We start from the raw sequence: 22,707 nt of genomic DNA, 5'->3' as shown, positions 1-22,707 counted from the left end.
TCAGGAGGTGGGTATGACGACGATCGTCGAGGTGCGCGCACGCGAGGTCTTAGACTCCCGGGGCAACCCCACGGTGGAGGCCGAGGTCGAGCTCGAGTCCGGGGCGCTGGGGCGGGCGCTGGTCCCCAGCGGGGCCTCGACCGGGACCCACGAGGCGCTCGAGCTCCGCGACGGGGGGCCGCGCTATGGGGGCAAGGGCGTCCTACGCGCGGTGGCCAACATCAAGGACCGGATCGCGCCGGAGATCATCGGCCTCGACGCCCTGGACCAGGGCAGCGTCGACGCCACGATGATCGAGCTCGACGGCACCCCGAACAAGGCCGGGCTCGGGGCCAACGCCATCCTCGCGGTCTCCCTGGCCAATGCCCGGGCCGCCGCGAACGCCCTTGGCGTGCCGCTTTGGGCGCACCTCGGCGGGGTGCAGGGGGGCGTCTTGCCGGTGCCCTTGATGAACGTGATCAACGGCGGGGCGCACGCGGACAACGACCTCGACGTCCAGGAGTTCATGCTCGTGCCCCTGGGCCTGGCCTCGTTCGCCGAGGCCCTGCGCGCGGGGGTCGAGACCTTCCACGCGCTCAAGGCGGTCCTGAAAAAGCGGGGGCTTTCCACCAACGTCGGCGACGAGGGGGGCTTTGCCCCTGCCCTGGGGTCCAACCGCGAGGCCTTGGACCTGCTCGTCGAGGCCATCGAAAAGGCCGGGTACACCCCCGGCAAGGAGGTGGCCCTGGCCCTGGACCCCGCCGCTAGCGAGTTCTACGAGAACGGCGTCTACCGCTTCGAGGGGAAACGCCTCGACGCCGACGAGCTGATCGAGGTCTGGGCGGAGTGGGTCGAGGCCTACCCGATCGTTTCCATCGAGGACGGCCTGGCCGAGGACGACTGGGAGGGCTGGAAGCGGCTGGCCGCGCGCCTCGGGGACCGGGTGCAGCTCGTTGGCGACGACCTCTTCGTCACCAACCCGGCGCGGCTCGAGCGGGGGATCCGCGAGGGGGTGGCCAACGCCATCCTGATCAAGCCCAACCAGGTCGGCACCCTGACCGAGACCCTGGACACGATCCGCCTGGCCCACCGCGCCGGCTGGCGCGCGGTGATCTCCCACCGCTCGGGGGAGACCGAGGACACCTTCATCGCCGACCTCGCGGTCGCGGTGAACGCCGGGCAGATCAAGACCGGTTCGGCCTCCCGGGGCGAGCGGATCGCCAAGTACAACCAGCTCCTACGCATCGAGGAGGCCCTCGGCGAGGGCGCGCGGTTCTGGGGGCGGCGTGCTTTCGCGGCGCACTAAGATTGTCGCCACCCTGGGGCCGGCGAGCCGCTCCCCGGAGATGATCGGCCAGCTCATCGACGCGGGGGTCAACGTCTTCCGCCTCAACTTCTCCCACGGCGAACGCAAGGACCACGAGGCCGCGGTCCGGGCCATCCGCGAGGCGGCCCAGGCCCGGGGGGTGACCCTGGCCATCTTGCAGGACCTGCAGGGGCCGAAGATCCGCATCGGGCGCTTCAAGGCCGGGAAGGTGCGCCTTGAGCCCGGGGCGACCTTCGTCCTCACCGCCGAGTCGGTCGAGGGCGACGAGAACCGGGTTTCGGTCTCCTACAAGGGCCTGCCCGGGGACGTCCACCCCGGGCAGCGCCTCCTCCTCGACGACGGCAAGCTGGTCCTCGAGGTCGTCGAGGTGCGCGGCCCGGAGATCGTCACCCGGGTGGTCGTCGGCGGTGAGCTCTCCGACAACAAGGGGATCAACGTCCCCGGAGCGGAGCTCTCGATCCCCGCGCTCACCGAGAAGGACATCGAGGACCTGGAGTTCGGCGCCCGGCTCGGGGTGGACTGGGTGGCGGTGAGCTTCGTGCGCAGCCGCGACGACCTCCTCCTCGCCCGCCACTACATGAACCGTTTCCAAAGCGAGGCCAAGCTCCTGGCCAAGATCGAAAAACCCCAGGCGGTCGAGCGCTTCGACGCCATCCTGGAGGAGGCCGACGGGGTGATGATCGCCCGCGGCGACCTCGGGGTGGAGATGCCGCTCGAGGACGTCCCCTTGGTGCAAAAGCGGCTGATCCGCCGCTGCATCCACGCCGGCAAGCCGGTGATCACCGCGACCCAGATGTTGGAGTCGATGGTCCAAAGCCCCTCCCCCACCCGGGCCGAGGTCTCCGACGTGGCGAACGCGATCTTCGACGGCACCGACGCGGTGATGCTCTCCGCGGAGACCGCGGTCGGGGCCTACCCGCTGGAGGCGGTGGCGGTGATGGACCGGGTCGCGCGCCGGGTCGAGGCCAGCGCCGAGTACCTGGAAAAGCAGCGGTTTTTGCGCCCCGAGCCGCTGCACACCACCCCGGACTCGATCGCCCTGGCCTCGGTGGACGTCGCCGAGAGCCTCCCCGCCAAGGCGATCGTGGTCTTCACCGCCAGCGGCCGCTCGGTGCGCCACGTCTCGCGCTTCCGCCCGGCGGTGCCGGTGCTCGCCCTGACCCCCAGCGCGCGGGTGGCCAACCAGATGGTCCTGGTCGGTGGGGTCTACCCGCGAACCGCTCCGGACCCCAAGGACACCGACGACATGGTGCGCCTGGCCCTGGAGCGGGCGCGGGGAATGGCGGTCGGTGCCCCCGGGGACCGGGTGGTGATCACCGCCGGGGTGCCCTTTGGCGTCAGCGGGACCACCAACATGCTGCGGGTCGAGCGGCTCGCCTGATCAGACGTCGAGCTCGGCGAAGCGCGCGTTCTCCTCGATGAACGCGCGGCGCGGGGCGACCTCACTGCCCATCAGCCGCTCGAAGGTCTCGTGGGCCTCGAGCGCGTCCTCCACCGTGACCTGCTTGAGGATCCGGGTCTCGGGGTTCATCGTGGTCTCCCAGAGCTGCTCCGGGTTCATCTCGCCGAGCCCCTTGAAACGCTGGATCTCCAGGTTCTTGCCGGCGTACTGGCGGCGCTTTTCCTCCAGCGCGGCGTCGTCGTAGACGTACTCCGAGCGCTTGCCGACGCGGATGCGGTAGAGCGGCGGCTGGGCGATGTAGAGGTAGCCGGCCTCGATCAAGGGGCGCATGTAGCGGTAGAAGAAGGTGAGCAGCAGGGTGCGGATGTGGGAGCCGTCGACGTCGGCGTCGGTCATCAGAATGATTTTCTTGTAGCGCACCGCGCTGAGGTCGAAGTGGGCGGCGTCACCGGTGCCCTGGATGCCGGCCCCGATCGCGGCGACCATGGCCCGGATCTCGTTGTTCTTGAGGGCCTTGTCCAGGTTGGACTTCTCGACGTTAAGGATCTTGCCGCGCAGCGGGAGGATGGCCTGGAAGCGGCGGTCGCGGCCTTGCTTGGCCGAGCCCCCCGCGGAGTCCCCCTCGACGATGAAGAGCTCGGCCTCGTCGGGGTCCTCGGTCTGGCAGTCGGCGAGCTTGCCGGGGAGGTCGTCGGACTCGAGCGGGTTTTGCCGGCGCACGAGCTCGCGCGCCTTGCGCGCCGCCTCCCGGGCCTGGGCCGCGCGCTGGGCCTTTTCGTAGATCGCCTTGCCCACCCGAGGGTGCTTTTCCAGGTAGTCCAGAAGCTGCTCGTAGACGACCTTGGAAACCGCGCTCTGGGCCTCGGGGTTGAGCAGCTTGCCCTTGGTCTGCCCCTCGAACATCGGCTGCGGCAGCTTGACCGAGATCACCGCGTGCAGGCCTTCCAGGAGGTCGTCGGCGCTGGGCTTGGGGCCCTTGTTCTTCTCCAGCCCCGCGCGCTTGGCGTACTGGTTGAGGGCCTTGGTGTAGGCCGAGCGGAAGCCGGAGACGTGCACCCCCCCGTCCCGGGTGGGGATCAGGTTGGCGTAGGAGAGGAGCTCGCTCGCGTACCCCGAGGAATGGAGCATCCCCACCTCAACCTCGATCTCCCCGACCTTGCCCTCGAGAAGGATCGGCTTGTCGTAGAGCGGCTTCTCCTCGCGGGCCAGCGCCGCGGCGAAGGCCCCCACCCCGCCCTTCTCCTGGAAGACCTCGGTCTTCTCCCGGGCCTCGTCGACGAAGCGGATCGAAAGCCCCCGGGTGAGGTAGGCGAGCTCCCGCAGGCGCCGGCGCACCCGGTCGTGGTTGAACTGCTGCTCGCCGAAGATCTCGGCGTCCGGCTTGAAGCGCACGTGGGTGCCCCGCTGGCCCTTGGCCGGGCCCACCTCCTCGAGCGGGGCCACCACCTTGCCGCGGGAAAAGCGCAGCCGGTGGTGCCGGCCGTCGCGGAAGATCTCCACCGTCATCCACTCGGAGAGGGCGTTGACCACGCTCGCCCCCACCCCGTGGAGGCCGCCGGAGACCTTGTAGGCACCTTCCTCGAACTTACCGCCGGCGTGGAGCTCGGTGAAGATCACCTCGGCCGCGGGCCGGCCCTCTCCGGGCATCACGTCCACCGGGATGCCCCGGCCGTCGTCGCGGACCCCGGCGGAGCCGTCGGCATGGAGGGTGACCTCGACGTTCTTGGCGTAGCCCGCCAGGGCCTCGTCGATCGCGTTGTCCAGGATTTCGAAGAGCAGCTGATGGTAGCCGTCGGGGCCGGTGCCGGCGATGTACATCGCCGGGCGCTTGCGCACGCCCTCGAGCCCCTTGAGGACCTTGATGCTGGATGCGTCGTAGTGCTTCATGCCCTCCTATTATACCACCTGGAGCATCGAAGTTTAACCCGCCGGCATCGCAAAAACGCGGGCTCACCGCCATCTATTTTTTGAAATGATTTCGTTCTGTTTTCCGCGTCCAAGGGGAGGGGAGTTGACAAACCCTTCCCCCCTTGCTAGACTGCTCGTTGCTGCGGGTTTGGCGCCCGCGCGGTCCATGAAAAGCGGGGAGGCAGTACGAAGCTCAAGAAGCCTTGCTTTTTTTCTTTGCATGAGCGAGACAAGCACTCCACGCGCGATAGCGCGGATGAGATGGAGAGTTTGATCCTGGCTCAGGGTGAACGCTGGTAGCGTGCCTAAGACATGCAAGTCGAGCGGGGGCTGGCTGGGACGTTTTGTTTCGGCCAGCCCCAGCGGCGGACGGGTGAGTAACGCGTGGGTGACCTACCCGGAAGTGGGGGACAACCCGGGGAAACCCGGGCTAATCCCGCATGTGGACGCGTCCTTTGGGGCGTGTTCAAAGCCGTTGAGGCGCTTCCGGATGGGCCCGCGTCCCATCAGCTAGTTGGTGAGGTAAGGGCTCACCAAGGCGACGACGGGTAGCCGGTCTGAGAGGATGGCCGGCCACAGGGGCACTGAGACACGGGCCCCACTCCTACGGGAGGCAGCAGTTAGGAATCTTCCGCAATGGGCGAAAGCCTGACGGAGCGACGCTACATGCGGGAGGAAGCCCTTCGGGGTGTAAACCGCTGAACGGGGGACGATGATGACGGTACCCCGGTAATAGCACCGGCTAACTCCGTGCCAGCAGCCGCGGTAATACGGAGGGTGCGAGCGTTACCCGGATTTACTGGGCGTAAAGGGCGTGTAGGCGGTTAGGCGCGTCCGGCGTTAAAGACCACGGCTCAACCGTGGGGCTGCGCTGGATACGGCCTAGCTAGACGGACGGAGAGGGGAGCGGAATTCCCGGAGTAGCGGTGAAATGCGTAGATACCGGGAGGAACGCCGATGGCGAAGGCAGCTCCCTGGACGTCTCGTGACGCTGAGGCGCGAAAGCGTGGGGAGCGAACCGGATTAGATACCCGGGTAGTCCACGCCCTAAACGATGGGTGCTGGGTGTCGGGAGTGAATCTCGGCGCCGAAGCCAACGCGTTAAGCACCCCGCCTGGGGAGTACGGCCGCAAGGCTGAAACTCAAAGGAATTGACGGGGACCCGCACAAGCGGTGGAGCGTGTGGTTTAATTCGAAGCAACGCGAAGAACCTTACCAGGCCTTGACATGCCGGGGACCCTCCCGAAAGGGAGGGGTGCCCCCTTTGGGGGAGCCCGGACACAGGTGCTGCATGGCCGTCGTCAGCTCGTGTCGTGAGATGTTGGGTTAAGTCCCGCAACGAGCGCAACCCCTGTCCCTAGTTGCCAGCGGGTGAGGCCGGGCACTCTAGGGAGACTGCCCGGGAAACCGGGAGGAAGGCGGGGACGACGTCTGGTCAGCATGGCCCTTACGGCCTGGGCTACACACGCGCTACAATGGGCCGGACAGAGCGCTGCGACCCGGCGACGGGGAGCGAATCGCGGAAACCGGCTCCCAGTTCGGATTGCAGTCTGCAACTCGACTGCATGAAGGCGGAATCGCTAGTAATCGCGGATCAGCCACGCCGCGGTGAATACGTTCCCGGGTCTTGTACACACCGCCCGTCACGCCATGGGAGTGGGTTCCACCTGAAGGCGCTGGCGGCCCGATAATGGGCAGGCGCTCAGGGTGGGGCCCACGACTGGGGCGAAGTCGTAACAAGGTAGCTGTACCGGAAGGTGCGGCTGGATCACCTCCTTTCTAAGGAGCACGTCAACCTCCCCGCTTTTCATGGACCGCGCGGGCCAAAATCCGCTGGCGAGAAAGCACCCTGATGGGTGCTTTTTTCTTTTGGGATGCCCGCTTTCGCCGCGCTGACTGGGGTATCGTGGAGCGCGTGAAGGTGCTGCGCCGACGCGTGATCTCCGCCGGGGGGGTGGTGCTGCGCGGCTGCCGCCGCCCGCGCGTTTTGCTCATCGCCACCAAGAACCGCCGGGTCTGGGCCCTCCCCAAGGGGCGGGTGGAGCCCGGGGAACGCCACAAGCAGACCGCGCTTCGGGAGGTCCGTGAGGAGACCCAGATCGAGGCCGCGACGATCCGCGATCTGGGTTCGGTGCGCTACTACTTCACCGTGCACGAGGAGGAGGGGCAGGTGCGCATCTCCAAGACCGTGCACTACTACCTGATGCGCTACCGCCGCGGCGAGCCCAAGCCTCAGCTCGAGGAGGTCGACGACGCGCGCTGGGTCGATGCCCGGCGCGCGATCGGTATGCTGACCTACGAGAACGAGCGCAAGGTCCTGGAACGCGCCTTGCACCACTGGAGGGAACGATGCAAAAAGCGCTCTTCACTGACCTCTACGAGCTGACGATGGCTTATTCCTACTTCAAGCGGGGGATGAACACCCCGGCGGTCTTCGACCTCTTCGTGCGGCCGCCGGTTCCCCGGCGACGCTTTTTGGTCTTCGCCGGGCTGGAGAGCGTGCTTGCCTACCTCGAGGCCTTCGCCTTCAGCGACGAGGACCTCGCCTACCTCGAGGGCCTGGGCCTGTTCGACGACGCCTTTTTGCGCTTTCTCTCCGAGCTCTCCTTCTCCGGGGACGTCTGGGCCATGGAGGAGGGGACGATCGTCTACCCCGGGGAGCCCTTGATCACCATCGAGGCCCCGCGGATCGAGGCCCAGTTGATCGAGACCTACCTGCTCAACGTGGTCAACTTCGAGACCCTGATCGCCACCAAGGCGGCCCGGGTCCTCCTCGCCGCGGGGGAGGGGAAGGGGGTCGTCGACTTCTCTCCCCGTCGCGATCACGGCGAGGACGCCGCGATGCGCGTCGCCCGGGCCAGCTACCTGGCGGGGATGGATGGGACCTCGAACACCCTCGCCGGCAAGCGCTACGGGATCCCGGTGGTGGGAACGATGGCCCACGCCTACGTGATGAGCTTTCCCAGCGAGCTCGCGGCGTTCCGCGCTTTTTCCGCCGACCACCCCCGCCCGATCCTCCTCATCGACACCTACGACGTCTTCTCCGGGTTGGAAAACGCCATCCGCGTCGCCGAGGAGCTGAAAGCCCAGGGAAAGCGCCTTTTCGGCGTGCGCATCGACTCCGGCGACCTGGCGCGGCTGACCCCCGCGGTGCGGGCCCGCCTGGACGCCGCGGGGCTGGCCGAGGTCAAGATCCTGATCTCCGGCGATCTCGACGAGTACCGCATTCGCGATTTCTACCTGCGCGGCGGGGTGGCGGATAGCTTCGGGGTGGGCACCCGGCTCGGCACCTCCTACGACCTGCCCGCCCTGGGCGGGGTCTACAAGCTGGTGGAGGACGTCGAGGGGCCGAAGATCAAGAAGAGCCCGGGCAAGGTCACCCTTCCCGGGCGCAAGCAGGTCTTCCTCGCCGAGGACGGGGTGACCCACATCGTCGGCCTGCGCCAGGAGCCGCCGCTGGGCGCCCCGTTGATGCGGCCGGTGATGGAGCGGGGGCGGAGGATCGCCCCCCCCGCCGACCTGGCGCGCCTGCGGGAGGCCACCCGGGCGCGGATCTTCGGCCTGCCCAAGTGGCTTTCCGGGATCGATGCCCCCGAGGTCCCGGCCTACCCGGTGACGCGCTCGAAGAGGCTCGAGGCCCTCCTCGCCGAGCTGCTCTAGGGCGTGTTGCAAGATCTTGCAACACGATTGCGGCGTTTCCTGCCCCTCCTTATGATGGGGGTGTAACCCAAGGGGTTCGTCAAAGGAGGGGAAGATGCTCGGAGGATACGCACATCGGCTGGCCAGGATCGACCTCACCCGGCAAAGCGTCAGCTATGAGGCGCCGAAGGAAGAAGATCTAAGAAAATACGTCGGCGGCCGCGGGCTTGGGGTGAAGTACGTCTTCGACAACGGGCCCCAGGTGGACCCGCTCTCCCCGGAGAACCTGCTCGCGATCATGAACGGCCCGCTCTCCGGCACCAAGGCCAAGATGAGCGGGCGGCTCGCGGTGGTCACCAAAAGCCCCCTCACCGGGACCGTCGCCGACAGCCACATGGGGGGCTGGACCGCGGCCAAGCTCAAGTGGGCGGGGTTCGACGGTCTCTTGATCACCGGCGCGGCGAGCGAGCCGGTCTACCTCCTGGTCAAGGACGGCGAGGTGACGATCGAGGACGCCAGCGACCTTTGGGGCAAGACCACCCACGAGGTCCACGAGATCTTGCGTCAGCGCCACGGGGAAGAGGCGGACGTGATGGCCATCGGCCCCGCCGGGGAGAACCTGGTCAAGTTCGCCAACTGGGTCAACAACGACGAGCGGGCCGCGGGGCGCAACGGCACCGGCGCGGTCGCGGGCTCGAAGAAGCTCAAGGCGATCGTGGTCATCGGCGATAAGCACAAGGTCCCGGACCCGGTGGACAAGGACGCCTGGCGCGAGGCCGACCAGCACGCCCTGGCAGGCATCGTCGACGAGAAGAACGTCACCTCGCCCAAAAAGGGCGGGCTCAGCCTCTACGGGACCAACGTCTTGATGAACATCACCAACGCGATCGGGGCCCTGCCCACGCTGAACGCGCAGCACACCCAGTTCGCCGAGGCCGAGAAGATCTCCGGCGAGTACGTGCGCGAGCACATCCTGGAAAAGGACAACACCTGCCACGCCTGCCCGGTGGCCTGCAAGAAGATGGTCCGCATCCGGGTCAACGGCGAGGAGATCGTCTTCGAGTCCTACGAGTACGAGTCCGCCTGGGGGCTCGGCGCCGACGTGGGCAACGGGGACACCCACTGGGTGGGCTACGCGATCTATTTGGCCAACGCCTACGGGATGGACACGATCGAGCTCGGGAACGTCCTTGCGGTCCTGGCCGAGGCCACCCAGCGCGGCTACGTCCCCCCCGAGGAAGGCCTGGCCTGGGGCGACAAGGCGCGCGAGGCCGAGCTGATCAAGAAGGTCGCGCTGCGCGAGGGCGTGTACCACCGGCTCGGTGAGGGCGCGGCCGGGTTCGCCAAGGCGATCGGCCACGAGGAGCTGGCGATGAGCGTCAAGGGCCAGGGTATCCCCGCCTACGACCCGCGCGGGCTCAAGGGGATGGGGATCGCCTATGCGACCTCGAACCGCGGTGCCTGCCACCTCCGCGCCTACACCCCGGCCTCGGAGATCCTCGGCGTGCCGTATAAGACCGACCCCCTGGAGTGGAAGGGCAAGGGCGAGCTGACCAAGCTCTTCCAGGACCTCTCCAGCTTCACCGACTCGCTGGACCTTTGCAAGTTCAGCCAGTTCGCCGAGGGACCGGAAGAGTTCGCCGAGCAGTTCTCGGCCTACACCGGGATGCAGGTGACCCCGGAGGAGATCCTGCGGATTGGCGAGCGGATCTACAACCTCGAGCGCTACTACAACAACCTCGCGGGCTGGGGCGAGGGCTCGGACTACCTCCCCGAGCGCTTCCTCAAGGAGCCCGCCGACGCCGGCGGCTCCAAGGGGCACGTCACCGAGCTGGACAAGATGCTCGAGGAGTACTACGCCGCCCGGGGCTGGAAGAACGGCGTGGTGCCGGAGGAAAAGCTCAAGGAGCTGGGAATCCTCTAAGCTGGAAAACGCGCGCGGGCGGGGCCTTGGCCCTGCCCGCTTTTTGGTTGCGGCGTGCGCGAGGGCACGCCGCAAACAGAGGTTTGGTTCGAACGATTGCCAGCTAGGCTTACCCCCCGAGGCGGGTGCCCGGGGTGACGGCGTGGCCCCGGACCCAGTCGGCGGCGGGCATGGGGCGTTTGCCCTCGGGCTGGACCTCGATGAGGCGCACCGCTCCTTCGCCGGTCGCGACCAAGACGCCCTCGGGGCCGACCTCGAGCACCTCCCCGGGGGCACCCGCGCCCGCTTGTGGCCGCATCGTTAAAACCTTGACCCGTTTCCCTCGGTGCCAGAACCAGCTTCCCGGCCAGGGCTGGACCCCGCGGTGGCGGGCGTAGACTTGCGCCGCCGGTGCCTCGAAGCGAATCCGCCCGTCCTCCTTGGTCAGCCGCGGCGCGTAGCTCGGAGGACCGGTCTGCGGGGTGGGGGTCTCCGCTTCCAGGCGCTCGAGCACCTCAAGCAGCTGGCCGATCCCCAGGTCCCTGAGCCGCGCCGCGAGCTCGGGGGCGGTCTCGTCGGGATGGATGGCGACCCGGGTCTGCCGGTAGAGGGGGCCGGTGTCCATTCCCTCGTCGAGCCGCATCAGGCTGACCCCGGTCTCGGTCTCCCCCTCGATCAGCGCCCAGTTCACCGGGGCCGCGCCGCGGTACTTGGGCAAGAGCGAGGGGTGGATGTTGAGCACGCCGTGGGGGAAGGCCTCGAGCACCGCCTTGGGGATGATCTGGCCATAGGCCGCGACCACCCCGACCTCCGGGGCCAGGGCTGCGAGGCGTTCGAGGAAGGCCCGGTCCTTCCTGAGCTGCCGGGGCTTTATAACCTCCAGGCCGAGCGCGCGGGCCCGCTCGGCGACCGGGCTCTCCTTGGGCTTGAGCCCCCGGCCCGCGGGCCGGTCCGGCTGGGTGACGACCAGGGCCACGTCGTGGTGCCGGGCCAGGGCCTCGAGCACCGGCACCGCCCAGGCCGGGCTGCCAAAGAAGACCACCCGCCGCTTCACCGGCCGCGAAGCTCCTTCAAAAAGGCCTTGGCCTCCCGCTGCATCTCCGCCAGGCGGGCGCGGTTCTCCTCCAGGAACCGGCGCCGCGCCTCGGGGGGGAGGCGGTCAAAAAAGAGGACCCCCTCGAGGTGGTCGAACTCGTGCTGGATGATTCGCGCCAGGTAGTCCTCGGCCTCGAGCACCTTGGGTTCGCCGTGCTCGTCCTGGTACTCGACCCGGACCCGAAACCTGCGGGGCACCTCCTCGCTGTAGAGGCCGGGCAGGGAGAGGCAGCCCTCGGTGCCCACCGCCTCCCCTTCGGAGAAGGTGATGCGCGGGTTGACCATCACGAAGAGCTCCTTCACCCGCTGCTTCAAGGGGGCCTCCTCGCCCTCCTCCTCGGGCTCGTCGTGGTAGAGGGCGGCGACGAAGATGCGCTGGCCCACCCCCACCTGGGGGCCGGCCAGCCCCACGCCCCCGGCCTCGAACATCGTCTCCAGCATGTCCTCCGCCAGGCGCGGGATCCGGCTGAAGTCGCTCACCGGGCGGGCCTTCTTGCGCAGGATGGGATCGCCGTAGAGGCGGATCGGCAATACCTCGGCCACGCCCCTTATTCTACGCGTTGGACGACGAACCGCCCCCAGGGAGCCTTGAGGGCGTAGACCCCCTCGGGGAGGCGAAAGCGCAAGGGGGCGGTGTAGCTGCCCTCGCGCCACTCCACCTCGGCGACGACGTGGTCGATCTCCGCAAGCAGCGCCGGGGGGCCGACCAGGGTGATTTCGCGGGGCACCTCGACGCGAACCGCGACCAGCCCCTGGGGTGGCCCGGGGAGCGCGATGGGGACCTTCTTGAGCGAGAGCAGGGGGCCGCGAAAGCGGGCCTGAACCGTGTCGGGGACGGGGCTTGATTCGGGGAGCGCGCGCCCCTTGGCGTCGAGGACGAGGACCTTGAGCGCGTTGCCCCCTACCCCCAGGGCGTAGGCGGCGTCCTCCACCACCCGGGCCGGGCCCTGGACGCGGACCTCGGCGACCTCGGGAAGGACCGCCTGGCCCGGGTAGAAGCCATAGAGCGGGCGCTTGACCTCCAGGTAGCGGTCGACGAAGCCCGCGATCCGGGCGGGGATCACCGCGGCGACGATGACCCCCGCCGGGACCCGGACCTCGACCGGGCGCTCGAAGGGGCCCTCCTCGACGTCGGAGAGGTCGAGGTAGGCGACGACCGCCTCGGGGTGTAGGCCCTCGATCAGCCGGGCCTCGCCGCGGACCCGGACCACCACCTCCCGGGGCAGGCCGACCGCGCCACGGTCGCCGGAGAGGCCGATGACCTCGAGTGGGCGGTGCAAGACCCGCTCGACCACCGGCTCGCTGCTCTTGAGCTGGTACCAGAGCAGGAAGGCGGCGAGGAGCGAGAGCAGCTTGGCGGGCCAGTTGTGCTTGAGCCGGGTCCAGAGCCTACGCACCGAAGACCTCCATCAACTTCTCGCGCAGCTCGGAAGGGGTCAGGGGGGGCGAGAGCTCACCGCGCTCGGCGATGCGGATCGTCCCCCGCTCCTCGCTGACCACCAGCGCCAGCGCGTCGCTGGCCTCGGTAAGCCCCACCGCGGCGCGGTGGCGGGTGCCCAGGTAGACCAGGTCCGGCCGCTCGGAGAGGGGAAAGAGGCAGGCCGCGGCGAGGATGCGCTCCTGGCGCACGATCATTCCTCCGTCGTGCAGCGGGGTGCCGACGGTGAAGATGGTCTCGATCAACCGCGCTGAGATCAGGGCCTCGATCAGCTCGCCGGTCTCCGCGAACTCCCCCAGCGGGGTGCGGCGCTCGAAGGCGATCAGCGCTCCCATACGGCGCGCGGCCATGCGCTCGGTGGCGCGCACGATCTCCTCGATCTCCCGCTTGCGCACCCCCGAGGTCCCGATCCGCCCCCGGCCGAGGCGTTCGAGCACCCCCCGCAGCTCGGGCTGGAAGACCACGATCAGGGCGAAGACCCCGAGGGTGGCGGCGTTGCCCAGGAGCCAGGCCAGGGCCTTGAGCCCCAGCCGGTCGGCGACGAACCAGACCAGGACGTAGACCACCAGGCCGCGGATCAGGTTGAGGGCGCGCGTCTCGGCGAAGAGGTTGTAGAGGTAGTAAAAGAGGACGGCAACCGAGAGGATGTCGAGCAGATCGCGCCAGGTCATCTACACGAAGGCCTCCCCCGGCCCCTCCCAGGGCAGCGTGAAGCACTTGGCCAGGCTGGCCGCGACGTCGGCGAAGGTCTCCCGGGTGCCGAGGTCCCGCCCGGCCATGTTCGGCCCGGCGACGAGGAGCATCCCGTACTCGCGGGTGTGGTCGGTGCCGCGGAAGGTGGGGTCGTTGCCGTGGTCGGAGAGCAAGAAGAGGCAGTCCTGGGGCCCGAGCGCCTCCAGAAACCGCGGCAGGGCCCGGTCGAAGGCGTAGAGCGCGGCTGCGTAGCCGAAGGGGTCGCGGCGGTGGCCGTACTTGGCGTCGAAGTCTACCAGGTTGGCGAAGACGAGGCCGTCGAAGTCCTCCTTCAAGAGGGCCAGGGTCTTCTTGATGCCGTCGTCGTTGTCGTCGGTGTGGACCTCGCGGGTAAAGCCGCGGTGGGCGTAGATGTCGGGGATCTTGCCCACCCCCACGACCTCGAGCCCCGCGGCCCGGATGCGGTCGAGGACGTTCTCCGGGGGGGTGAGGGCGAAGTCCTTGCGGTGCTCGTTCAGGCGGTAGAAGCTCCCCGGCGCCCCGGCGAAGGGGCGGGCGATCACCCGGGCCACCGCGTAGGGCCCCTGGAGGATCTCGCGGGCCGCCTTGCTCCAGGCGTAGAGGGTCTCGAGCGGGACCACGTCGACGTGGGCGGCGATCTGAAAGACCGAGTCCGCCGAGGTGTAGACGATCGGCTTTCCGGTCTTGAGGTGGGCCTCGCCGTAGTCCTTGATCGCCTCGGTGCCGGAGTAAGGCTTGTTCAGCAGCACCCCGCGGCCGATCGCCCGCTCGAAGGCCTCGATGACCTCGGGCGGAAAGCCCTCGGGGAAGGTGCGAAAGGGGTGCTCGAGGTGAATCCCCACGAACTCCCAGTGGCCGGTGGTGGTGTCCTTGCCCCGGTTCTTCTCCTTCATCCGCCCGTAGGCCGCGACCGGCGCCGGCTCCGGGGGGAGGGTGTGCACCCCGGGCACGTTGCCGAGCCCTAAGCGGGGCAGGTGCACCAGGGGGACGTCGGTCTTGAGCACGGTGTGGTCCAGGGTGTCCGCGCCTTCGTCGCCGAACTCGGGCGCGTCGGGGAGGTAGCCAAGCCCCACGGAGTCGAGCACCACCACGGCGACCTTCATGGCCCCAGCATACCGCCGTCAACGCCGCGCGCGGCGGGCATGGACGTGGGCCAGGAGGGCCTTTGCGGACCAGGTGTTGACCACCCGTTCCGGGCTGAGGGCGGCCTTGTTGGCCATCAGCACCCCGAGCTCCACGTAGTCCAGCATCTCCAGGCTGTGGGCGTCGGGCCCGATGGAGAAGAAAAGCGCCTCGCGGTGGGCCAGCGCCAGCCGCCAGTCGAGGTCCAGCCGGGCCGGGCTGGCGTTGAGCTCGACGATCACCCCGGCCTCGGCGGCCTTGGCCAGGACCCGTTCCCAGTCCGCGCGGGCCCCGGGGCGGCGCAGCAGGAGCCGCCCGGTGGGGTGGCCGAGGATGTCCAGGTAGGGGTTGTCCAGCGCCCGCAGGAGGCGCTCGGTCTGGGCCTCGGGGTCCAGGTCGAGGTGGCTGTGCAGGCTCCCGATCACCACCTCGAAGCCCTCGAGGACCGCCTCGGGGTAGTCCAGGGCGCCGTCTTTCAAGATGTCGGACTCGATCCCTTTGAGGATGCGAAAGGGCGCGAGCGCCGCGTTCAGGCGGTCGATCGCCGCCCACTGGGCGCGGACCTCGGCGACCGAGAGGCCTCCGGCGTAGCCCGCCGAGCGCGAGTGGTCGGAGACCACCATGTAGGCGTAGCCCGCGGCGATCGCCGCCCTGGCCATGGTCTCGAGCGACTCGGCGCCGTCGGAGGCGGTGGTGTGGACGTGGATCAACCCCTTCAGGTCGGCGCGGGCGAGCGGGCGTGCCGGAGGGTCGAGGCCGATGTGCTCGGGCTCGCGAAAGTAGGGCGGGTAATAGGGGCGGCCGCGGGCGGCAAAGACCTGGGCCTCGTCCCGGGCTTCGGGGAGGGGACCGAGGGTGGTGACGAAGGGCGCGGAGCCGGTGGCCTCGACCCAGACGCGGCCCAGGTTTTCGGGGGTGGCAGAGAAGACCTTGAGGGAGAGCCCCTCGACCCGCCCCCGCACCAGCTGGCCCTCGCTGGCCTCGGCGCGCGCGCCGAGCGCGGCCTGAATCGCCTCGGGCGGGGCCAGGGCGACGAGGTCCACCCCGCCCACCGTCTCCAGGCCCCGCCGCAGGCTGCCCGCGAGGCGGCCCTCGATGCCGTGGGCGGCGAGGTCGGCCTGGACCTCGGCGGCGGCGGCCAGGCCGACCGGGAGCAGGACCCGGCGCTGGCTTTCGAGCGCGAAGCGGGCGGCGCTGGCGATGCGCTCGGCGCTCTTTTTCCCGAAGCCGGGCAGGGCGGCCAGGCGGCCGGACGCCGCGGCCTCGATCAGGGCCTCGAGGGTGGTGATCCCTTCCTCGAGCAGGCGGCGGATCTTCTTGGGGCCCAGGCCCTGGACGGAGAAGAGCTCGAGGGCGCCGGGGGGGAGGCGACCCTCGAGCTCGTCGAGGTAGGGAAACCCGCCGGTGCGGACGATCTCGTCGAGGAGCTGGGCGAGGCCGGGGCCGATCCCGCGGATCCCCTGAAACCCGCCCTCGGCGAGCTCAGCGAGGGGCGCGGGGTGGGCCTCGAGCGCCCGCGCCGCGCGGCGGTAGGCGAGGACCCGAAACGACCCCTCGTCGAGGACCTCCATCAGGTCCGCGGCGCGCTTCAAAAGGGCGGCGAGCTCCTTTTTATTCAAGGGGACGGGCCTCCGGCTTGCGGCCTTTGAAGACCTGAACCTCGGTGTAGCCGGTCTCCTTGAGCACCCGGACGGCGTCCGAGAAGCGGTGGCCGACCTCCTCCGGGGCGTGGGCGTCGGAGCCCAGCACCACCGGGATGCCGAGCTCGCGGGCGCGCATCAGGATCGGCGGGCTGGGGTAGAGCTCGCCCACCGGCTTGCGCCAGCCCGAGGTGTTGACGTCGAGCGCCAGCCCCTCGGCGGCGATCGCCTTGAGCGCCTCCTCGGCGAGGTCCAGGTAGCCCTCGGCGGGGACGTGGCCGAACTTCTTGGGCAGGTCAAGGTGGCCGATCGCGTCGTAGAGCCCGGTCCTGGCGGCCTCGACGACCAGCTTGAAGTAGTCGCGGTAGACCTCGCGCACCTCGCGCCATTCGAACTCCTCGGCATACAGGGGGTTGTCGAAGCCCCAGCCGCCGATGAAGTGCACCGAGCCGATCACGTAGTCGTAGGGGTAGGCCTCGAGCACCCGCCGCACGAAGCGCTCGGTGCCCGGGTGGTAGTCGGCCTCGAGGCCGATGCCCACGAAGAGGTCCGGGGTGGCCTCGCGGAGCTTCTCCAGCGTCGCCAGGTAAAAGGGCAGCGCCCCGAGCTCCATCCGCGACTCCGGGTCGAACCAGGGGGGCATCGGCGCGTGGTCGGTGAAGACCAGACCGGAAAGCCCGGCCCGGCGCGCGGCCTCAACGTAGGCCGCGGGCTCGCCGCGGGCGTGTTTGCAAAGCGGGGTGTGCACGTGGCTGTCCAGCACGCTTCGAGCATACCGGACGGACCGGAGCTAGACCGGGGCCGCCTCGTCGAGCGGCGGCCGGGCCCCCAGCCGGCCGACCACCCAGCTGGCCGCGTGCACCGCGCGCCGGCCGGCCTCGAGCGGCGAGGCCCCGGAGAGCACCCCGGCGAGGAAGACCCCGGCAAAGGCGTCCCCGGCCCCGGTCGCGTCCACCGCCGCCACCGGCGGCGCCGGGACCTGCACGAAGCCCTCCGCGGTGGGGATCAGCGCCCCCTCGGCGTCCAGCTTGACCACCACCCGGGTGCCGGGGAGGGCGTTTGCGAGGGCCCGCGCCGCGGCCTCGAGGTCCGCTTGCTGGCTGAGCACCCGGGCCTCCTCGCGGTTGGGGAAGAACCAAAGGGGGCGGATCTGGCGCAAAAGCTCCAGGTAGGCGCCCCGGCCCATCTCCTCGATCCGGCGCGCGGAGGCCGGGTCCAAGCTGACCGGGCGCACCCTAGCTGCGGCGTTGAGGGCCGCGGCCCGCGGAGGGTCGGTAAAGAGCGCCCACCCCGAGAGGAAGAGGTGCGTGGCCGGGCGAAAGGCCGCCTCGGGCAGGGCCTCCGGACGCAGGAAGTGGTCCGCCCCGTAGCCGAAGACCTGGGTCCGCTCCCCGCCGGGGCTGACCCAGATCGCCACCGCGTTGGTGGGGTGATCGGGGTCCTTGACCAAGAAGGCCTCGACCCCCTCCCGAGCCAGCTCCTCGGCGGCCAGCCGGCCGAAGGCGTCGTACCCGACCTGCCCCAAGAAGGCGCTGGGGTACCCGGCGCGGCGGCACCAGACCGCGACGTTCGCCGCTCCGCCCCCGGGTAGCAGCGCCACCTGCCCGGGCACGTCGGCCCCGGGATGCAGGGGACCCTGGGGCTTGACCAAAACGTCCCAGGCGTAGTCGCCGAGGGCCAGGAGCACCGCCTAGCCTCCGTCGTGGTCGGCCCAGAGGTAGTGCGCGGCGAACGAGCGATAGGGGCGAAAGCGCTCGCCCAGCGCCCTAAGCGTCCGGCGGTCGCGCACCCCGTAGTGCCGCTCGATCTGGCGCACCAGGCCCAGGTCGTCGATGGGCCAGACGTCGGTCCGGCCCAGGCCGAAGATCAACACCATTTCCGCGGTCCAAGGACCGATCCCCTTGAGGGCGGTCAGGGCGCGCCGCACCGCGTCGTCGGGGCCGGTGAGCGCCTTCGAGAGGGCCCCCCAGCGCCGCGCCGCCTCGCGGATCGTCTCCCCCTTGGTCCGCGCCAGCCCGAGCGCCCGGAAGGCCGCGAGGTCCATCGTCGCCAGGTGTTCGGGGTCCAGCCCGCTGGCCTCGGCGAGGCGGCGGTAGAGGGTGCGGGCGGCGGCGTTGGAGAGCTGCTGGCCGATCACCGCCCGCACCAAGGCCGCGAACGGAGGGTGCACCCCCCAGCGCGCCGGCCCGTGGCGGGCGATCAGCCGGGCCATGACCGGGTCCCGTCCGAGGCGCGCCAGCGCCTCGGGCCCGGCGACGACCTCGCCGACGTGCTCAGCCAAAGCGGACGCCGTCCACGGTGGTCACCTTTCCCTGGTAGAGGAAGGTGACCTGGCGCAGCGCGGCCATCAGGTCGAAGGGGGTCAGGGCGCTGGTCCCGTCCTCCGGGAGGACGACGTCGTACCAGCGCAGCGCCGCGCTGCCCGCGGTGTGCAGCACGCAGATGTTGGCCACGGTCCCGACCACGACGACGTGCCGCACCCCCCAGAGGTGCAGGTAGTGGTCGAGCGGCGTGCCGTAGAAGCCGTCGTAGCGGAGCTTTTTGATCACAACCTCGCCGGGGCGAGGAGCCAGGGCCTCGACGATCTCCGCGCCCCAGGTGCCGGCGATCGCGTGACGGGGCCAGATCTTGAACTCCGGGTCGTCCTCGTCGTGCCAGTCCTGGGTGTAGACCACCCGCGCCCCGGCGGCCCGCGCCTTGTCGAGCAGGCGGCGGATCGCGGGGATCGAGGCCTCGGCGTCGGGGACGAAGAGCGCCCCGTCGGGGTGGGCGAAGTCGTTTTGCATGTCGACGACGATCACCGCGGTGGCCTCGGGGGCCAGCTCGACCGCGGCCACCCGGGGAATCTCCGGGACCTCGACGGTCATCTCCGCCCTCCGTTCACCCGTAGGACCAGCGCCGCCGCGATCAGGGCCTTCAAGAGGTCGCCGGGAAGGAAGGGGATGGCCCCGAGGGCGAGCGCCTTCACGAGGTCGGCGCCAAGGTAGAGGGCCAGCCAGGGCACGCCGAGCCCGTAGATCACCGCGCCGGCCAGGACGAAGGCCAAAAACGCGCTCCAAAAGCGCCGCCCCGCGCCGCGCTCGACGAGCGCCCCGGCCAGGTAGGCGGCCAGGGGAAAGGCGAAGAGGTAGCCGCCGGTGGGGCCGAGCAGGTAGCCGAGCCCCCCGCCCTTGGCGAAGACCGGAAGGCCCAGGGCTCCCTCGAGCAGGTAGAAAAGCATCGCCCCGGCGCCGATCCGGGCCCCGAAGAGGGCGCCCGCGAGCAGGACCCCGAGGGTCTGACCGGTGATCGGGACCGGGCTGAGCGGCAGGCTCAGCTTGGAGAGCAAGGCCACCATCGCGCTGGCCGCGAGCATCAGGGCCAGCGTGCGGCGAAGGTCCTTGGCCTCGACGTAGCGTAGAACGAGCGGAACGGTCTTGGTCATCGTGCCTCCTCCTTCTTCACCAGCTCGACGTCCCCCGCGGTGACGGCCTTGCGCTTGTTGTGCTTGAGGCGCAATAAGAGCGCGCCGTCCTCGCGCAGGTCGTCGGCCAGGCCCTCGAGCACCCCCCCGACCCAGCGCACCCGCACCCGCCGCCCCAGGGTCAGCGCGTGCAAGCGCCAGGCCTCGACCAGGGCCTCTGGCGTCTCGGCCAGGGGCAGGGCGCGCTCGAGCGCGTCCAGCACCCGGGCCAAGAGCTCGTCCCGGCGCACCCCGGGGAAGTAGGCGGCGAGCGCCGCCGCCTCGGGGGGCAGCCCCCGGACCTCGACGTTGATCCCCACCCCGAGGAGGACGTAGCGCACCTCCTCCCCCAGGACCTCGGCCTCGAGCAGCACCCCGGCGAGCTTTTTGAACGCCGGGTCGAGGACGTCGTTGGGCCACTTCAGCCCCCCCACCCCGAGCGCCCGGACCAGGCCCACCCCGGCGGCCAGGGGCAGGCGGGGGAGGACCGAGAGCCCGGACGTGGGGCGGAGCAAAAGGGAGAAGTAAAGCCCCCCGGGGGGGCTCGCCCAGACCCGCCCCCGGCGGCCCCGGCCCGCGCTCTGGGCCTCGGCGAGGACCACCGCCCCCTCGGGAGCCCCGGCCTCGGCCCATTCCCGGAGCCGGTCCTGGGTGCTGGTGGTGCGGCCGAGGTAGCGGTAGGGCCGGCCGAACCGCCCGCGGAGCCGCTCGGCGAGGGCCTTCGGCCCCGGCGCGCCGGGTTTGAGCCGCACTCCCTGGGGTCCGAGCTCCACCGGGTAGCCCTCCGCGGCCAGCTTGCGCGCGGCCTGGTGCACCGCCTGGCGGCTTACCCCAAGCCGCCGGGCCAGCGCCGCTCCCGGCTGCCAGGCGTCGGTCAGGTGCTCGATCAGGGCCACGTCAAGCATCATAGCCGCTTTTGCTTGACGCAATCCTCCCCTCATCCGCCGCGACTATAGTGGCGCTATGCCGAGGATCGCGACCGTTTGGTTCTTCCTGCTCTTGCTCTCCGCCTTCGCCCGGGGCTGGGTCCTGCCCTTCGAGGGCCAGGGTGGGGCCAGGGCGGCGCTCGCGGTGGCAGCGGCGATCGCCGCCGAGGACCCCATCCTGGCCGGGCTCTTCCTCCCCGAGCCTCCCTGGCGGGAGGGTTGGCGGCTGACCTTGCGGCGCCTCGCTTCCCCCGCCGGGGTGCGCATGGTTCGGGAGGCCACCGGGGTTGACTACGTGCTCGGCGGCTACCGCGACGCCGAGGGATTCTGGCGGGTCTACTACGACGATGGGCAAACCAGCGCCTCGGGGAGGTTCGAGCGCCCCGAGCTCGTCGCCCGCTGGGCCGCCGGCCTGCTCGGCCGCAGCCCGCGGCCCCTTCCCCGGGACCTGCCCGACGAGGCCCTCTTGCGCCTGGCGCTGCGCGACCCCGAACTGGCCGCGAGCCGGGCCGAGGCCGCAGGCCTCGCGGACTTTGCCCGGCGCCTTCGCGCCTACGCCGCGCTCCGCGACCGGGGGGACCCGAGCGGGCGGCTGCCGGAAGCGGTCCGCGCGTTTTGGGAGGCGATCCGGGCCCGGGACGTGCGCCGCATGCCGGACGCCGGGATCGGCCCGGTCTGGCGCGCGTTCCTGGCCCCGGACCCGCGCCCACGCGCCCTGACCCTCGCCAAAAGCGCCCGGCTTTTGGACCAGACCGCGGCGCTCTTGATCCTTCGTGAAAAGGGCGACCCCGCCTGGCGTCGGCTGGCCCGGCGCATCGTTCGGACCGAGCCGCAATACGCCTGGGCGCACGAGATGCGCAGCTTTGCCGCCTTCGAGGAGGGGCGGGCAAAGGAGGCCCGGGACGCCCTCCTCCAGGCGGTGCGGCTGGACCCGGAGAACGGCCTTTACTGGACCAACCTCGGCTGGGCGTACTACCTGAGCGGAGACCTGGCCCGGGCCGAGCTCGCCTCCAAGCTCGCTTTGCGCATCGACGAGAACCCCACCGCGCGCTACAACCTGGGCCTGTTCTCGGCCCTCGAGCGGCGCCACGTGGCGGCGCTGACCCACTACCGCCGGGCGCTCTGGTTGGATGAGGCCTGGGAGGTCGAGGCCGCGATCCGGGACCTCGCCGCGCGGCCCGAGCCCTGGCTGCGCTTTTGGGAGGGCTACCTCCTGGCCCGTGCCGGTGAGGTCGCCCCGGCCAAAAAGGCCCTCGTCGCCTTTTTGGAGGCGGACGGGGATCCCTTGCTCCGACCCTGGGCCCGGCGTGAGCTCGAGCGCCTGGAGCGCGCCCGTGCGCGCGTCGTCTTGAAGGCCGTAAGCCCCCGGGCGGACCTCCCCGAGCTCGGGCCGCTGGCCGGCGAGCCCCTTTGGATCGCGGTGCGGCTCGAGGCCACCCCCGCCCTTCCCAAGGCCCCGGTCGAGGTCACCGTCTTCAAGGACGGCGCCCCCCTGGTGAAGGGCACGTTCTTGCTGCACCCCCTCTACCCGCCGAACACCGTCGCCGCCGAGGGCACCCTCGGCCCCCTCGAGCCCCTGCCCGAGGGGCGCTACCGGCTCCGGCTGCGCTTTGGGGAGGCCGAGACCGAAAGAACGCTCGAGGTCAAGACGGGCCACCTCGGGCAGCGCCTTTTGGCCCGCGGGCACCTGCCCCGCGACCTCGACGGCCGGCCGCTGGTGGACCCCGCAACCCTCCTCCAAGCGCACGGAGAGGCCCGGCTGATCGCGGCCTTGATCGAAAAGCTGCGCAACGCGGCGCCGATCGCCGAACGGGTGCCGGCGTTTTCCGCGATCGCCGAGCGCCTCCGCGAGGTCGATCCAAAGACCGCGCGCCGCTACTTCGAGGCCGCGCTCGAGGACCCTTCCTGGCTTCAACCCAACGCCATCGAGGGGTTCCTCCGCTGGTTGAAGGCTCGGTAAAGGCAAACGCCCCGCGCTTGGCGGGGCGTTTGGTGCCGAGGGGCGGAATCGAACCGCCGACACCGCGATTTTCAGTCGCGTGCTCTACCGACTGAGCTACCTCGGCAGCTGGCGGCCCCGACGGGACTTGAACCCGCGACCTCCCACGTGACAGGCGGGTGTGCTAACCAAACTACACCACGGGGCCGCGTTTGACCCGCATCCATGCGGGC

General features: G+C 70.2%; 19 protein-coding genes, 2 tRNA genes and 1 rRNA gene. 7 read left to right on the top strand and 15 right to left on the bottom strand.

Annotated elements, in window-relative coordinates; translation table 11 throughout:
* Nucleotides 1-13: 13 nt before the first annotated feature.
* Both eno and pyk read left to right on the top strand, forming a co-directional pair.
* Nucleotides 14-1,285 (top strand): phosphopyruvate hydratase, encoded by a 1,272-nt coding sequence (eno, locus tag ACZ48Y_RS07745; protein ID WP_464740065.1) that lies wholly within the window; start codon nucleotides 14-16, stop codon nucleotides 1,283-1,285.
* A 40-nt stretch (nucleotides 1,286-1,325) separates the two neighbouring features.
* Nucleotides 1,326-2,687 (top strand): pyruvate kinase, encoded by a 1,362-nt coding sequence (gene pyk / locus ACZ48Y_RS07740; RefSeq protein WP_464742886.1) that lies wholly within the window; start codon nucleotides 1,326-1,328, stop codon nucleotides 2,685-2,687.
* On the opposite strand, the gene ACZ48Y_RS07735 is transcribed toward pyk, so the two are convergent.
* Entirely contained in the window at nucleotides 2,688-4,595 is a 1,908-nt protein-coding gene (locus ACZ48Y_RS07735; RefSeq protein WP_464740063.1) for a DNA gyrase/topoisomerase IV subunit B, read from the bottom strand.
* 279 nt (nucleotides 4,596-4,874) lie between these two features.
* Here ACZ48Y_RS07735 and ACZ48Y_RS07730 point away from each other — a divergent pair.
* From ACZ48Y_RS07730 to ACZ48Y_RS07715, 4 genes are all read left to right on the top strand, one after another.
* Nucleotides 4,875-6,395, top strand: a 16S ribosomal RNA gene (locus ACZ48Y_RS07730).
* 145 nt (nucleotides 6,396-6,540) lie between these two features.
* A complete protein-coding gene (locus ACZ48Y_RS07725) occupies nucleotides 6,541-7,002 on the top strand; it encodes an NUDIX hydrolase (protein ID WP_464742884.1) in 462 nt (153 codons plus the stop codon).
* On the top strand, nucleotides 6,966-8,276 hold the full coding sequence (locus tag ACZ48Y_RS07720; protein WP_464740061.1) for a nicotinate phosphoribosyltransferase: 1,311 nt from the start codon (nucleotides 6,966-6,968) through the stop codon (nucleotides 8,274-8,276). The genes ACZ48Y_RS07725 and ACZ48Y_RS07720 overlap by 37 nt, the downstream gene beginning before the upstream one ends.
* 94 nt (nucleotides 8,277-8,370) lie before the next feature.
* Nucleotides 8,371-10,179, top strand: a complete 1,809-nt coding sequence (locus ACZ48Y_RS07715) for an aldehyde ferredoxin oxidoreductase family protein (RefSeq protein ID WP_464740059.1) — start codon at nucleotides 8,371-8,373, stop codon at nucleotides 10,177-10,179.
* A 109-nt stretch (nucleotides 10,180-10,288) separates the two neighbouring features.
* Here ACZ48Y_RS07715 and fmt read toward each other — a convergent pair whose 3' ends face one another.
* From fmt to ACZ48Y_RS07655, 12 genes are read right to left on the bottom strand one after another with little or no spacing between them, the layout of a single operon-like run.
* Complete coding sequence (fmt, locus tag ACZ48Y_RS07710; RefSeq protein ID WP_464740057.1) at nucleotides 10,289-11,212, bottom strand: methionyl-tRNA formyltransferase; 924 nt, start codon at nucleotides 11,210-11,212, stop codon at nucleotides 10,289-10,291.
* Nucleotides 11,209-11,796 carry a peptide deformylase gene (gene def / locus ACZ48Y_RS07705; protein ID WP_464740055.1) on the bottom strand — a complete coding sequence of 196 codons (588 nt, stop codon included), beginning with the start codon at nucleotides 11,794-11,796 and terminating at the stop codon, nucleotides 11,209-11,211. Before def ends, fmt begins: the two co-directional genes overlap by 4 nt.
* A 5-nt stretch (nucleotides 11,797-11,801) precedes the next feature.
* On the bottom strand, nucleotides 11,802-12,650 hold the full coding sequence (locus ACZ48Y_RS07700) for a CdaR family protein (RefSeq protein WP_464740053.1): 849 nt from the start codon (nucleotides 12,648-12,650) through the stop codon (nucleotides 11,802-11,804).
* Nucleotides 12,643-13,362, bottom strand: coding sequence for a diadenylate cyclase CdaA (gene cdaA / locus ACZ48Y_RS07695; RefSeq protein WP_464740051.1), 720 nt, complete (start codon nucleotides 13,360-13,362; stop codon nucleotides 12,643-12,645). Before cdaA ends, ACZ48Y_RS07700 begins: the two co-directional genes overlap by 8 nt.
* Nucleotides 13,363-14,508, bottom strand: coding sequence for a phosphopentomutase (locus ACZ48Y_RS07690; protein ID WP_464740049.1), 1,146 nt, complete (start codon nucleotides 14,506-14,508; stop codon nucleotides 13,363-13,365).
* Nucleotides 14,509-14,526: 18 nt separating this feature from the next.
* Complete coding sequence (locus ACZ48Y_RS07685; RefSeq protein WP_464740047.1) at nucleotides 14,527-16,146, bottom strand: helix-hairpin-helix domain-containing protein; 1,620 nt, start codon at nucleotides 16,144-16,146, stop codon at nucleotides 14,527-14,529.
* Nucleotides 16,139-16,930 carry a histidinol-phosphatase HisJ family protein gene (locus ACZ48Y_RS07680; RefSeq protein ID WP_464740045.1) on the bottom strand — a complete coding sequence of 264 codons (792 nt, stop codon included), beginning with the start codon at nucleotides 16,928-16,930 and terminating at the stop codon, nucleotides 16,139-16,141. The genes ACZ48Y_RS07685 and ACZ48Y_RS07680 overlap by 8 nt, the downstream gene beginning before the upstream one ends.
* Before the next feature lie 27 nt (nucleotides 16,931-16,957).
* Nucleotides 16,958-17,854: a carbohydrate kinase family protein gene (locus tag ACZ48Y_RS07675; protein WP_464740043.1), complete on the bottom strand. Its 897-nt coding sequence runs from the start codon at nucleotides 17,852-17,854 to the stop codon at nucleotides 16,958-16,960.
* Between the two features lie 3 nt (nucleotides 17,855-17,857).
* Nucleotides 17,858-18,448 carry a DNA-3-methyladenine glycosylase family protein gene (locus ACZ48Y_RS07670; RefSeq protein ID WP_464740041.1) on the bottom strand — a complete coding sequence of 197 codons (591 nt, stop codon included), beginning with the start codon at nucleotides 18,446-18,448 and terminating at the stop codon, nucleotides 17,858-17,860.
* Nucleotides 18,441-19,034: a cysteine hydrolase family protein gene (locus ACZ48Y_RS07665; RefSeq protein WP_464740039.1), complete on the bottom strand. Its 594-nt coding sequence runs from the start codon at nucleotides 19,032-19,034 to the stop codon at nucleotides 18,441-18,443. The genes ACZ48Y_RS07670 and ACZ48Y_RS07665 overlap by 8 nt, the downstream gene beginning before the upstream one ends.
* The gene (locus ACZ48Y_RS07660) at nucleotides 19,031-19,591 is read right to left on the bottom strand and encodes a biotin transporter BioY (protein ID WP_464740037.1); all 561 of its coding nucleotides are present in this window, start codon (nucleotides 19,589-19,591) and stop codon (nucleotides 19,031-19,033) included. Before ACZ48Y_RS07660 ends, ACZ48Y_RS07665 begins: the two co-directional genes overlap by 4 nt.
* A complete protein-coding gene (locus tag ACZ48Y_RS07655; protein WP_464740035.1) occupies nucleotides 19,588-20,514 on the bottom strand; it encodes a biotin--[acetyl-CoA-carboxylase] ligase in 927 nt (308 codons plus the stop codon). The genes ACZ48Y_RS07660 and ACZ48Y_RS07655 overlap by 4 nt, the downstream gene beginning before the upstream one ends.
* Nucleotides 20,515-20,572: 58 nt before the next feature.
* Here ACZ48Y_RS07655 and ACZ48Y_RS07650 point away from each other — a divergent pair, with 58 nt between their 5' ends.
* On the top strand, nucleotides 20,573-22,495 hold the full coding sequence (locus tag ACZ48Y_RS07650) for a tetratricopeptide repeat protein (RefSeq protein WP_464740033.1): 1,923 nt from the start codon (nucleotides 20,573-20,575) through the stop codon (nucleotides 22,493-22,495).
* A gap of 30 nt (nucleotides 22,496-22,525) precedes the next feature.
* Here the strand turns inward: ACZ48Y_RS07650 and ACZ48Y_RS07645 are convergent.
* Nucleotides 22,526-22,601 (bottom strand) — tRNA-Phe (locus ACZ48Y_RS07645).
* 3 nt (nucleotides 22,602-22,604) lie between these two features.
* A tRNA-Asp gene (locus ACZ48Y_RS07640) sits at nucleotides 22,605-22,682 on the bottom strand.
* Nucleotides 22,683-22,707: the final 25 nt, after the last annotated feature.

The sequence above is a fragment of the Rhabdothermus arcticus genome (assembly GCF_055382915.1).
This window is presented reverse-complemented; position numbering and strand designations above follow the sequence as displayed.